The following is a 12,692-nucleotide window of genomic DNA, read 5'->3' on the forward strand; positions in this document are numbered from 1 at the left end:
ATGTCAACCTTGTATCCAAGTTCATCCAATTTAGCAGATGAATCTGCCTCAAATATCCAATGTATTAGCTACGCTAATTCTTATGGATTTCATAGTATTTCAAATAGATGGGGGACAGCTACAGCAGAAGGAACGATGCTTGAAATTAATGCGAATCGGCCATATTGGGTATCTGCGCTAAAACAAACTAGAGGGAAGGATAGGCATGCGTTTGTTGTTAGAGGGTACGCTAACTTTGATTTTTATAAAACGATTTCCGTATGGAATCCATGGAGTAATTCAAGCTATGGATATGATCTACTGGACCCTTCCAGTCATTTGATTAGTACTCATGGGGTGGTATTCAAACAAGATTCAGGATTATTTTCTTGGCATTATCTATAAATAGCATTAGGGGTGTTAGGAGTGAAGTATAAAAAAATTTCTTCTCTTATTCTAGTAACAATATTATTATGTACGGCTTGTTCTTCTCCCGCTAGTCAACCGAAGAAAAAAGAACTAGAATTATCAAAGGAAGAATGGGAGCAGCTAACTTTTTTTTGTGGAGAATGGGTATATACGGGAGATGAATCAATGTGGACAATCAACATTGATAAACATTCAATAGACATTTCGTATGATAAACACCAGTTTAATGGTGCTTTCACAGGCATAAAAGTAAATGATGGGTTGACGATATATTGTGAAGATAATCAATGGGCCTACACATTGGATAAGAGAGATGATGAGCGTATATTCGTTATACGCAGTAAGCTAGATTCTGGAACGACTTCAAATGCGATGGGAATAGAGTTAATAAAAAAGTAAAGAAATTAGAATAATTATAAATGAGAGCAAATTCAAGAGTTTGCTATAAGACAAGTGATAAAAACACCTTATATTAACAAAATGAAGAGGGGTTATTTCGAAGTAAAAAACCATTTACCTAAAAATAGAAAACAAGCAGACCGGCTTGCCGTTTTAGTTACACAGCAAAAAATCGCACATAAATTCATGCATCAAGCCATTGCTTTTCATGAAATCGATTATCTGGTGACAAGTAACGAACTGGCAAAAGAACAGTATGAGAAAGTAAAGGAACACCATATCGAATGTCTGTATGGATGAATTATTGCGTGAATATTCTAAGGTGTTTTCCCATTTTTTCATTTTCTTAGATAGGACCTTATCTTTGCTCGCTTCTCTTAGCCGATGGTATAATAACGAAAAGGTTATCTTGTTAGATAACCTTACTTTTTTATCCAGAAGAAAGGAGTGCAGAAAATGAAACATGTGAAGGCGTTGGTAGTGAAGGCAATCATGATCTGGGCAATTCTTTGGGTCGTGCTGACCGGTTTATACGGTGTTAGCTTTATGGATTCAACGATTGTTGGGGTAATTATCGTAGTGATGATCTATGTGCTAGGGGATCTGTTGATCTTACGTAAAGTAGGAAACATCGCAGCAACGATCGCAGATGCTGGTTCAGCTGCAGTTATCTTGTGGCTCTATCTATACTTTATGAATGATACAGTCGATATTTGGATGAAAGTCTTGATTCCTGCTCTATTGATTGGTGTGGCAGAATGGTTCTTCCACAAGTGGTTGCTAAGTCAAGGAATCGTACCAGATGAACGGAAAATGGAATAAATCAACAGTTAAACTATTCTTATCGATAAATGAAAGCTTTAAAAATAAATAGATGTTTAATTAAGAATAATCATAAACTATTTTTACTCAAAAAACCGCTCAGATCATTTTCAGATCTGAACGGTTTTTTTATCTATTCATCAAGATTAAATTTCATTTTTCAATGATTCAATCAATTCGCCCTCTGCTTCATGACTATGTTTTCGGCCATTCGCAAGATAGAGCGCTGTACATATCAATGGAATGACTCCGGCAATCACATACAATCCTCTAAATGAAGTAAGAGATTTTAGCATCCCCATCAAATAAGGACCAACCCCTAAGCCTAGGTCTAAACCAATAAAGTAGGTAGACAAAGCAATACTGATGCGGTGTTCTTTTACGATCTTCAAACAGACAGCTTGTCCATTTGACATGAACGTACCATAACCTAAGCCGACTAATGCTCCAGAAATAAGCAATGTCACACTATTTGTCGTTACACTCAGTAAAAATAATCCTGCTGTTAAGAATAAATAGCTAGGATACATCACGTATTGTTCTCCTTTGACATCGAAAATCCTTCCAGTCAATGGACGTGTAAACGTGATGACCAAAGCATATACGACGAAGAAAAATGACCCAGCAGCAACTAAGTGGATTACTTTTGTATAAGAAGATAAAAATGATAAAACACTTGAATAAGAAAGACCCATCAAAAAGGCGATTCCTGTAATGAAAAGTGCTTTCTTTTCAATAAAACTATTGATATTCCATGAACGAAGAGATGTTTTTTGTTCTTCAGATAATGGAATATTTTTTACAGGAAAGACAAGGCAGGCAATCGTAACAAAGAAGACCAGTACAATTGAAAACCAAATAATGAAACGAAAGTCAGTCATGTTCAGCAAAATCATTCCTAAAAATGGTCCAACAGCGGCAGCTAAACTAGTACTTAATCCGTAATAATTGATGCCTTCCCCTTTTTTAGATGCAGGGATATATGCAGTAACGATAGCATTTGTAGCTGTAGAAACTGTACCGTAACCAAATCCATTCAAGAATCGAACTAAATACAATGCCCCGATAGTTGGTGTATAAAGATAAGCTAATGTTGTCAGAAGATAGAAAATCGCGCCGCCTCTTAAGGTAAACTTCCGACCAAATAGTTCTAACTGTTTACCCATGAATAAGCGTGCCAGCAATGTTCCGATGATATATATTCCAGAAGCAAAACCTGCTTGGCTCAAGCTGGCGTGTAATGTGTCTTGCGCAATGACTGCCATGATGACCATCAATAGATAATAAATCAGGTAGACAATAAAATTGATCAATGTGATTCCGATAAAATATTTATTAAATAATTTCTTTTCCATGTATGTTATACATTCCCCTTAAGCTGAATATGCTTTTAATTTTTGTATTTGGACTTCTACATCGTGATAATTGGATGGATAGCGATCAACAAGTTGGCGAATAAATAAATCCCGTGTAGACATAAACAGGTTTAAAAATTCTTCGCATTCGTTTGTTGGATTCTCATCCACTGCTTTGATCAATTCGATCGAGTTTTGATACGCATCATTTAAAAAGACTAAAGAAGCTTTCATGTCAAATCTTGTTTGATACGCTGTTTCTAATCGATTAATGATTGTTTTCATCCAGTAATTCATGTTTTTTCCCTCTATTCTTAAAAAATTTTACTTCTGCAGTATAACGAATAAAAAAAAGGAAAAAAATCGCATAAGTGATAGAAAAAGGTACTTAACAAATGTTAATATCATTAGTAAAATACCTTTGGACTTTAAAAAGTTTTAAAGTACTGTATGATCTTTTTAGATGAAAGTTTGGATGGGGGAGCATCATTGGATAGTAGAGTCTTAAAGGAATATTTGGATAAAAATGATTTTCCGATAATACGCAAAGGATATCATAAATATTTGACATTCGAAGGGATGGAAGATTCCCATACGTATATCTTGAAAGAGGGAACGGTAAAAGCAAGTGTTATTTCAAATGATGGGAGAGAATTTAACCTTCGCTATATCAAAGATCTTGAAATCGTCTCTCTTTTAAAAGACGAATATTCACAATTCATCGATTCGCCGTATAATATTCGAGTTGAATCAGAATATGCAGAGTTTTATCGAATCAATCGTGTACGATTTTGGCAAAATATCAACCAAGATCCAAAGCTGCAACACTATGTAAAAGAGTATTACCGCTATCGCTTGCTTTATTCGATGAAAAAAATGCAACAAATGCTGTTAAATGGAAAACTGGGAGCTGTTTGTACGCAACTTTACGAATTATATGATTTATTCGGTGTGCGAACAGAAGAGGGGATGCTGATCGATTTTTCGATCACAAATGAAGAAATCGCCAAATTTTGTGGTATTTCAACTGCTAGCAGTGTGAACAGAATTTTAAAGCAGTTGAAAAAAGATGGTATTATCACAGTGAAAGATCATCATATCGTTATTTTGAATATGGACTTGTTAGAAGACAATATTATCTTTTGATGAACAAAGAGGTTGTAACAGAAGTGGTCAGCTTCAAGAAATAAGAAGGAATTTACGAAAATTGTTACTCAAATTTTTGTCAAATTTCGGCTTATTTTCGAAGAAGCTACTTCTGGAACACCGTGAATAAGAGGTTGTGAAATCAGCGTTTTGAGCTAATACCGAGGGTCAGCTGATAGAACACCGTTTACCAAGAGGTTGTAAAAAAGCTGTTCTGCATCAAGTAATAAGAACAGCCAAGTAAAAACAGCTCCTAATGTTTTTACTTGGCTGGACTTATTACCGCAGATGTAAGCTTTTGAACACCGTTTATTCGCAACAAAAGGGCTGTGACACGATTTTTGTCACAGCCTCTTTTTGCGAACTTTCATTTAGCTATTTTTAGAAACTTCTTCCGCCACCGCCAAAAGTCCCGCCACCGCTAGAGTGGGTAGTACTTCCGCCACCGCCGCTTCCAGGAGGTGGGCTTTTGGGGATTCTTCTTGTCGTGACAAAAGAATTTGTCAGACGATCGGTTTTTTCAGTTAATTTGATACTGGATTTTTCTCGGAACGGATATTTGTAGATGCCTGATTTCAATTGATAACGCGAAACAGTCACAAAATAAAAGACAAGACTAAGGATAAGAGCCAAAACAACAGCAATGATGATTTCCACTGTCGTCAAAACTTTATAGCGTGTGATTTTGCCAGTTTCTTCATCTACACGATAATGTCCTCCTGGAACTCCGTCTTCCACATATGTGGCTGATTTAGACAAGTACGCTTTTGCAGCATCGTAGTAGGCATCATTCGTCATCTGATCATAAACATCATCTAAGATCGAATCGATTCTACTGTCAGTCAAATAATCGATCATATTACCAGAAGTCGAAATGTAGATTTCACGCTGCCCCATATCCAATAGCAAAACTGAGCCATTTTGATCATTTCCGACTGCCTTTCTTAAGTAATTATCGGCAAAGTCTCTTGGTTCTTCTGAATTAGAAGTAGTTGTGACGATCAAGACTCGTCCCTTGATTTTTTCATTCAGCTTTTCTGCCTGTTGTTCCAAAGATTGGATTTGATCTGTAGTGAACAACCCAGCCTCGTCATTTACCGTTGCTGTATCCGCATGAGTAGCCACTGGCCAACTAACACTTACTAGCAAAAGAAAGAACAAAAAGAATTTTTTCATCATATCAAGTAACCTCCGATCAGAAAGAGGATCGCTAGTCCAACGAAAATCCCAAGAGCAGTCAGTCCTAATTTTTTCTGGCTAATCGGCAGGACACCGCTGACTTTTCCTGTTTGTCCATTCATTGCATAGTAGTAGACTTTTTTACTTGAGTCATTGCTTCGATAAGTAACGAGCCATACCGGCAACAATACGTAATTATTTACTTCATTTGTGATTGAAGCAGAGGTTCGGACACCTGTCAATGTTGTATACCCATTGGCAGTATCTTTTAACAGCTTCTCTGAATAGTCTTTTAATTCAGATTGGATTTGCGATTTGATTGCCTCGTATTCGATATCTCTTTTTTCTGCTTGGAACCCGGCTAAATACTGGCTTTTAAAATCAATTGCTTTATCTAACGGGAAAGGTTGCACACCTTCGACCATCTTTTGTTGCGTATTTTTTGATAAGGCATTTTTTACTAGTTCTTTAAAAGAAAGCTTGCCTGCTCTTGAAACAGCAAATTGCTTCGTTTCTGTGTATTCGATGTCACCTATTCGCCAAATGCGGATAACGGTGCCGTTTGCCTGCATTGTGCCATCTACTTCAGCATCTGTAGCCCAATAAGGGAAATATACACCCGTCAGCTTATCGATTTGGTCTTTATTGAAAAAAGCTTTTGGAACAAACCATTTTTTCTTGGTCCAAGCGAGAAATCTATTGATTGCTTCTTCTTTCTCGACAGCAAAAGGAAGTACTTTGTTTGGCAAGAATTCTCCGCTTAAACGTCCCGATAGTACGACGGGATTATGGCAGTAGTAACAATAAGTCGCAGCAGTGGTCGCATCGGTCACAATCTCTGCACCACAGTTGGGACAAAGGAAAAGATCCATCGCTACAGTATTACCTGCAGCTTCGTCCGCTGTATCTGAAAAACCGCCTGCCTCGTCAAACGCTTTGCGCTCGGCTTCACTCATGTCGGTAAGCTGTTCTTGGGCTGTAAAAGTAAAATCTTCTGTAGGCGAAGGTTCTTCTTTGTTCTCTTCGCCAGCCATACGCGCTTCTTTTTGCTTCTGCTCATATTGGCTGACTTCTTCTTCGGTATAGATATTCAGGCAGTATTCGCAATGAAATTTTTGGTCTTTAGGATCAAAAGTCAACGGACCGCCGCAATTAGGACATTTATGTGTCAGAACATCCATCAGCTGCACACCTTTCTCAATAAATTAATCAACGGGGATTCCTTTAAACGGTTTGCCGCAGTTTGGACAGAATTTAGGGATGCCGTTGGAAAGATTCACAATCTCGTTGCATTCGCTGCAACGCATCTGTAGCTTAGGTTGAGCTTTTTCTACTGGTTTGGCAGCGCCACAGTTGGAACAGAATTTTCCGGAATTTTCTGTCCCACAGACTGGACACGTCCAAGTATCTGCATTCCCTTGTGCGGCTTGTTGATTTTGTTTTTCAGCTTGTTGCTTGATTTGTTCTTGGTTGTTTTGAGCCGCTTGGGAAAGGTAAGAGCCATTTGCATTCATTCCCATACCTACGCCCATAAAGCCAGTCATTGCTCCTGCTTCATTTTTTCCGGCTGCTTCCATTCCACGGGCAATGGAACCTTGTACGTATCCTTCACGCACGCTAGGATCACCTAGCATTGCCCCTTCATTACGCATATTGATTAGTTTCACAGAATCATCTGTGTAAGAAATGCTGGCCACAGCGACAGAGACGATCTCCATCCCTCGCAACTCGCGCCAAGAATCATCCAGTGCAGTATCCATGTATTTGCTTAACTCCAGACTCTTAGATGGTACATAAGAAATCCGTTGTCCATCCGCAGACATCTGATTGATTGCTGATTGCAATGCTGTTAGGAATTCAGCTAAGTATTGCTCGTTGATATCATTGATTTCTACTTGTGTTTTGTTTTTAGGAATTGCGTTTGTATAAAATAAAATCGGGTCAACGACACGAATAGAATAAGTACCATGTGCCCGTAAGAATAATTCTGCGTTATAGAAATTATCAAAGTAGTTCAATGGCGCACTCGTACCGAATTTGATTCCCTTTATTTCTTGGAGGTTGATATAAAAAACTTGTTGTTTCTGCGGTGTAACGCCACCAAATTTAAATCGGTCAAATGTTTCAGCAATTGCTTCTTTCAGTGTTCCGTTGAACATGGAAGGAGCTGCGTCGTTTTTAATGGTGTAATACCCTTCCTCAGCGGTATAATCAATGATTTTTCCACCATCGACTAAAAGCATCATCATGTTTGGATAGACATGGACGACTGTTCCGTCTGTCAAAACATCTTCTGTTCCTTTACGATTGGAGCCACGTTTGTCATCTTTGCGAACTTTGACACCTTTCGTCATAACCGTTGTATCACTCATATTGTCTGGTTCGATGACTTCTAGCCATTGATCTGCCAGACCGCCGCCGACCATACTTGTTGCTGCTTTGATAAGACCCATAAAAAATTCCTCCTCTGATTCAGCTAATGCCAAACAATTATTGTTTATTTATTATACCATAGGAAGAAGTGAAACTTCTCGGACTAGAGACGGAATTGAAATGGAAACTTGCGTATTGATTAAATACCTGAAAAAGCCGAGAAGGATAGTAGTTTTTTTCCCAAATATCACGTATAATAAGAGATAGTGAATTTTTTAAAAAAGGGGGATCCTTATGGCATATCAAGCACTTTATCGAGTCTGGCGTTCGCAGCGTTTCGAAGACATCGTTGGACAAAAAGCTGTGACACAGACACTAAAAAATGCTATTGTTTCCCACAAAACCTCACATGCCTATTTGTTTACAGGACCCAGAGGAACCGGAAAGACAAGTGCAGCAAAGATTTTCGCAAAAGCAATCAACTGTCCGAACAGTAAAGACGGTGAACCATGCAACGAATGCGAAATGTGTCGATCAATCACTGCTGGTACACAAGAAGATGTGATCGAAATCGATGCTGCCAGCAATAATGGAGTCGAAGAAATCCGATTTATCCGTGATCGGGCAAATTATGCGCCTACAAAGGCAGCGTACAAAGTGTACATTATTGATGAGGTACATATGCTTTCAACAGGAGCTTTCAATGCCTTGTTGAAAACATTGGAAGAGCCAAAAGAAAGTGTCATATTCATCTTAGCAACGACCGAACCTCACAAAATACCAGCTACGATCATTTCACGAACCCAACGATTTGATTTTAAACGGATCAATACGGCAGATATTGTCGAACATCTTGAATTTATCTTAAAAGAATCGACTATCAGCTATGAACCAGCTGCATTGAATGTGATTGCCCGTTCTGCAGAAGGCGGGATGCGGGATGCATTGAGTATTCTCGATCAGGCAATCTCATTTAGTGAAGGAACGATTACTTTAGATGATGCCATGCAAGTAACAGGCAGCTTGACAGACGAAATGATGGACAGCTACTTGAGTGCTTGCGTGAAAAAAGAAGTACCAGAAGCATTGGAAGCGTTGAATCAAATTCTCGCAGCCGGCAAAGAATCACGTCGCTTTCTAGAGGATATGTTACAATACTGCCGTGATCTGCTGATGTATCAGCAAGCGCCCAATCTAGTTGAAGAACAATCAAGTACGATCAGAAGTACATTTACAGAATTGGCACAAACTGTTTCAGCGGAACAGCTATTTTCAATGATAAAGATTTTAAGCGATACACAAAATGAAATCCGATTTACTAATAGTGCCGCTATTTATTTGGAAGTCGCTACAGTCAAACTCGCACAGCTACCGTCTGCTTCTGTTCCTTCAGCAAAAATGGCATCAGCAGATGATCAGATAGTAAAACAGCTGCAACAAGAGATCAAGGAACTGAGAAACGAAATCAAAGAACTTCGCAGTAACACAGGAACTGCGAATACAAAAGTACAGCCAGTACAGCAGACGAATCACAAAAAACAAACAAGTACGTATCGGGTACCGACGGAACGGGTATATAAAGTTCTGCGGGAAGCGACAAGACAGCATCTGAACCAAGTAAAAGAAGTATGGGAAGATTTGCTGATGAGCCTCTCTGTCACTCAGCGGGCAATGCTTAAAGCAAGTGAACCAGTTGCAGCTGGCCCTACAGGATTAGTGATTGCATTTGATTATGAGATTGTTTGTCAAAGAGCAGCAAACGACGAAGAACTGCAGCTTTCGGTACACAATAATTTAAGCCGAATGATCAAAGACTATGCGCCTGATCCGGTTTATATCACAAGAGAAAGTTGGCCGGAACTTCGAAAAAATTATTTGACGCAAGCACAAGAAGAGGGAACAGAAAATTCTTTTGCTTCTGAAGAATCAGAAGGAGAAATCGAATTACTCCCTCAAGAACAGGAAGTACCAGAAGAAACACTTGTAGTAAAAGCAGAGGAACTTTTTGGTTCCGAGGCTGTTACAGTAGTAGATGACTAAGAAAAAAGGAGTAGATAATTATGATGCGTGGAATGGGCAATATGCAAGGCATGATGAAACAAGTACAAAAAATGCAAAAAGAAATGGCGGAAGCACAAGAGCTGCTAAATAAAACAGAATTTACAGGTAAAGCCACTAATGAATTGGTCAAAGCCGTATTTACAGGTGATCGCCGCATGAAGGATATCCAAATCAATGAAGAAGTCGTTGATCCTGATGATATTGAGATGCTTCAAGATCTTGTCGTAATGGCAGTCAATGACGCAATCACACAAATTGATGTGGAAACTGAGAAAAAATTAGGGAAATACGCAAAAGGGTTACCAGGATTTTAGTTTTAAACTGAAGGAGTAATGAATATGCAATATCCAGAACCAATTGCGAAACTGATCGACAGCTATATGAAACTTCCAGGAATCGGCCAGAAAACAGCGACAAGACTCGCGTTTTATACAATCGATATGAAAGATGAAGTAGTGAATGAATTTGCTAAATCTTTGTTAAGTGTAAAACGAGATTTACACTTTTGCAGTATCTGCGGAAACATCACAGAAGAAGATCCTTGCGAAATATGTAGAAACCCTTCACGTGATCGCAGCATTATCCTAGTGGTCGAAGAGCCGAAAGATGTAATGGCAATGGAAAAAATGCGGGAATATCACGGACTTTATCATGTACTCCATGGTGTGTTATCACCGATGGAAGGGACAGGTCCAGAAGATATCAATATTTCTTCGCTGCTGCAGCGGCTGCATGATGCAGATGTAAAAGAAGTGATCATCGCAACAAATGCGACAACAGAAGGAGAAGCAACAGCAATGTATCTCTCACGTCTAATTAAACCAGCCGGTATCAAAGTAACACGTTTAGCACATGGGTTGTCTGTAGGCTCTGATATCGAGTACGCAGATGAAGTCACGTTATTGAAAGCTGTCGAAGGAAGACGCGAGTTATAAATTTCTAATTAAATGTTTTTTCAGATACAATATAGAAGCAGCATAAGAGATGGGGGCAACAATGTGAACGGACTATTTATTACAATCGAGGGGCCTGATGGTGCAGGAAAAACCAGCATCTTGAATGAACTTTTCCCTCTTTTGAAAGAAGTAGCAAAAACAGAAATCATTCAAACAAGAGAACCGGGAGGCATCCCGATTGCTGAAGAGATTCGAGCGGTGATCCTGGATCCAAAAAATGATCGGATGGATGAACGCACGGAAGCACTACTTTATGCGGCGGCAAGAAGACAGCATCTAGTCGAAAAGGTCTTGCCTGCTCTGGCAAAAGGGAAAATCGTTTTATGCGACAGATTTGTCGACAGTTCTCTTGCTTATCAAGGTGCAGGCCGACGCATCGGCGTTACCGAGATTGCTCGGTTGAATGAGTTTGCTACAGAAGGTACTACGCCAGATTTTACCCTTTATCTTGACGTAGATTCAGACACCGGATTAAGAAGAATCAAGAAAAACAGACAAAACCAAATCGACCGTTTAGATTCGGAAGGTTTGGAATTCCACCAGCGTGTACGACATGCTTACTTAAAGCTGGCAGAAGAGAATCCGGAAAGAATCCACAAAGTTGATGCAAGAAAAAGCTTTGAAGAAGTGCTGCAAACAAGTTATCATACAATTATTGAACAATATCCGCAATTTTTTGAAAACTAGGAAGGTGAACGTTTATGAAAATTATTTTAGCGATTATCCAAGACAAAGACAGCAACCGTTTATCAAATGAATTGATTGATGCAAATATCCGTGCCACAAAATTATCATCGACAGGCGGCTTCCTTAAGGCTGGAAACAGCACGTTTATCGTGGGTATTGAAGATGATCGAGTAGAAGAAGCATTGGAAATCATCAAAAAAACGTGTGAATCAAGAAAACAATTTGTATCTACACCTGTTACATTGGATATCTCGATGGATGGGGGCGTCCCTTATCCAGTAGAAGTAGAAGTAGGCGGTGCAACAGTCTTCGTCTTACCTGTTGAAGGATTCCATCAATTTTAGGAGGAGCTGAGCTATGAATCAAGAAATAAACTTGGCTCAAATGCAACCGATCGTGTATCAGCAGCTTCAACGGAGTTTTGAGCATGGGCGTCTCGCTCATGCTTATCTTTTTGAAGGAGAAAAAGGAACAGGAAAACATGAAGTAGGTGTGTGGCTCGCACAGCACCTGTTCTGTACCCAAATGGAAGACAATCAGCCTTGCGGAAAATGCAACAAGTGTCAGCGGATCGAAAAGAAAGAACATCCAGATGTTCTGGTTATCGAACCGGACGGACAAACAATCAAAGTTGACCAGATCAGACGTTTGCAGACGGAATTCAGTCGCAGCGGATATGAATCAAGAAAAAAGGTTTTTTTGATTAAAGAAGCTGAAAAAATGAATAGCAGTGCGGCAAACAGTCTGTTGAAATTTTTGGAAGAACCACCGGGAGATTTTTTAGCGGTATTAGAGACAGATGCAGTAGGAAGGATTCTCCCTACTATTCAATCCCGTTGTCAAGTGCTGCATTTTCAAGAACTTTCAAAAGAAGCATTGATCCATCGATTGCAAGAAGAGCAGATTCCATTAGAAAAATCAAAACTTTTGGCTTTCTTAACAAACAGTTTAGGAAAAGCAGTTGAAATCTCTCAAGATGAATGGTTTAATGATGCTAAGGACTTGATTTATCAATGGTTCGTTTACTTGCAAAAGCAAGACACTCAAGCCTTTATCTATGTCCAAAAAAAATTAGTGAAATCATTTAAAGAAAAAACACAGCAGTTTACAGGATTATCTGTCCTGATGTTTTATTATCAGGAAGCACAGCGTCAAGCAGTAGCGAAAGGCGAATATGGCAAAGTGAAACAGATAAACCAGATAATTGAACGAATATTGATCGCAGAGCAGAAACTACGTAGCAATGTCGGTTTTCAAGCTGTTGCGGAACAGTTCGTTTTGCAGACGATTTTTTAGCTTGCCGCAG

The 12,692-nt window shown here is 39.1% G+C and carries 16 protein-coding genes; 11 read left to right on the forward strand and 5 right to left on the reverse strand.

The features are described from left to right. The 4 genes from AB3I27_RS12555 to AB3I27_RS12570 all read left to right on the forward strand — a co-directional run bounded on the left by AB3I27_RS12555 (window position 1) and on the right by AB3I27_RS12570 (window position 1,629). On the forward strand, window positions 1–384 hold the full coding sequence (locus tag AB3I27_RS12555) for a hypothetical protein (RefSeq protein WP_141762868.1): 384 nt from the start codon (window positions 1–3) through the stop codon (window positions 382–384). Between the two features lie 21 nt (window positions 385–405). Further along, a complete protein-coding gene (locus AB3I27_RS12560; RefSeq protein WP_002320697.1) occupies window positions 406–807 on the forward strand; it encodes a hypothetical protein in 402 nt (133 codons plus the stop codon). Window positions 808–861: 54 nt separating this feature from the next. Beyond that, window positions 862–1,107 carry a hypothetical protein gene (locus AB3I27_RS12565; protein ID WP_002310235.1) on the forward strand — a complete coding sequence of 82 codons (246 nt, stop codon included), beginning with the start codon at window positions 862–864 and terminating at the stop codon, window positions 1,105–1,107. A gap of 156 nt (window positions 1,108–1,263) precedes the next feature. Beyond that, window positions 1,264–1,629 carry a DUF2512 family protein gene (locus AB3I27_RS12570; RefSeq protein ID WP_002289228.1) on the forward strand — a complete coding sequence of 122 codons (366 nt, stop codon included), beginning with the start codon at window positions 1,264–1,266 and terminating at the stop codon, window positions 1,627–1,629. A 146-nt stretch (window positions 1,630–1,775) separates the two neighbouring features. On the opposite strand, the gene AB3I27_RS12575 is transcribed toward AB3I27_RS12570, so the two are convergent. Further along, window positions 1,776–2,984 carry an MFS transporter gene (locus tag AB3I27_RS12575; RefSeq protein WP_002315436.1) on the reverse strand — a complete coding sequence of 403 codons (1,209 nt, stop codon included), beginning with the start codon at window positions 2,982–2,984 and terminating at the stop codon, window positions 1,776–1,778. A gap of 18 nt (window positions 2,985–3,002) precedes the next feature. Beyond that, the gene (locus tag AB3I27_RS12580) at window positions 3,003–3,281 is read right to left on the reverse strand and encodes a hypothetical protein (protein WP_002335524.1); all 279 of its coding nucleotides are present in this window, start codon (window positions 3,279–3,281) and stop codon (window positions 3,003–3,005) included. Between the two features lie 192 nt (window positions 3,282–3,473). On the opposite strand from AB3I27_RS12580, the gene AB3I27_RS12585 reads away from it, so the two are divergent. Then, a complete protein-coding gene (locus AB3I27_RS12585) occupies window positions 3,474–4,130 on the forward strand; it encodes a Crp/Fnr family transcriptional regulator (protein WP_002289231.1) in 657 nt (218 codons plus the stop codon). Window positions 4,131–4,511: 381 nt separating this feature from the next. On the opposite strand, the gene AB3I27_RS12590 is transcribed toward AB3I27_RS12585, so the two are convergent. The 3 genes from AB3I27_RS12590 to AB3I27_RS12600 are packed head-to-tail and all read right to left on the reverse strand — an operon-like array spanning window position 4,512 to window position 7,762. Then, window positions 4,512–5,309 (reverse strand): TPM domain-containing protein, encoded by a 798-nt coding sequence (locus AB3I27_RS12590; protein WP_002335525.1) that lies wholly within the window; start codon window positions 5,307–5,309, stop codon window positions 4,512–4,514. Continuing rightward, window positions 5,306–6,490 carry a hypothetical protein gene (locus AB3I27_RS12595; protein ID WP_002315433.1) on the reverse strand — a complete coding sequence of 395 codons (1,185 nt, stop codon included), beginning with the start codon at window positions 6,488–6,490 and terminating at the stop codon, window positions 5,306–5,308. Before AB3I27_RS12595 ends, AB3I27_RS12590 begins: the two co-directional genes overlap by 4 nt. Before the next feature lie 24 nt (window positions 6,491–6,514). Continuing rightward, on the reverse strand, window positions 6,515–7,762 hold the full coding sequence (locus AB3I27_RS12600) for an SPFH domain-containing protein (protein ID WP_368023014.1): 1,248 nt from the start codon (window positions 7,760–7,762) through the stop codon (window positions 6,515–6,517). A 214-nt stretch (window positions 7,763–7,976) separates the two neighbouring features. Here AB3I27_RS12600 and dnaX point away from each other — a divergent pair, with 214 nt between their 5' ends. The 6 genes from dnaX (at window position 7,977) to holB (ending at window position 12,682) form a co-directional block, all read left to right on the forward strand. Beyond that, complete coding sequence (gene dnaX / locus AB3I27_RS12605; protein WP_002329005.1) at window positions 7,977–9,722, forward strand: DNA polymerase III subunit gamma/tau; 1,746 nt, start codon at window positions 7,977–7,979, stop codon at window positions 9,720–9,722. 20 nt (window positions 9,723–9,742) lie between these two features. Next, the gene (locus AB3I27_RS12610; RefSeq protein ID WP_002329006.1) at window positions 9,743–10,057 is read left to right on the forward strand and encodes a YbaB/EbfC family nucleoid-associated protein; all 315 of its coding nucleotides are present in this window, start codon (window positions 9,743–9,745) and stop codon (window positions 10,055–10,057) included. A 24-nt stretch (window positions 10,058–10,081) separates the two neighbouring features. After that, the gene (recR, locus tag AB3I27_RS12615; protein ID WP_002292338.1) at window positions 10,082–10,678 is read left to right on the forward strand and encodes a recombination mediator RecR; all 597 of its coding nucleotides are present in this window, start codon (window positions 10,082–10,084) and stop codon (window positions 10,676–10,678) included. Window positions 10,679–10,741: 63 nt separating this feature from the next. Next, window positions 10,742–11,386, forward strand: a complete 645-nt coding sequence (gene tmk / locus AB3I27_RS12620) for a dTMP kinase (protein ID WP_002292339.1) — start codon at window positions 10,742–10,744, stop codon at window positions 11,384–11,386. A 14-nt stretch (window positions 11,387–11,400) separates the two neighbouring features. Beyond that, complete coding sequence (locus AB3I27_RS12625) at window positions 11,401–11,730, forward strand: cyclic-di-AMP receptor (RefSeq protein WP_002292340.1); 330 nt, start codon at window positions 11,401–11,403, stop codon at window positions 11,728–11,730. A 13-nt stretch (window positions 11,731–11,743) separates the two neighbouring features. Beyond that, entirely contained in the window at window positions 11,744–12,682 is a 939-nt protein-coding gene (holB, locus tag AB3I27_RS12630) for a DNA polymerase III subunit delta' (RefSeq protein WP_070872736.1), read from the forward strand. Window positions 12,683–12,692: the final 10 nt, after the last annotated feature.

The sequence above is a fragment of the Enterococcus sp. C46 genome, assembly GCF_040887565.1.
Taxonomy (GTDB): Bacteria; Bacillota; Bacilli; order Lactobacillales; family Enterococcaceae; genus Enterococcus_B; species Enterococcus_B lactis.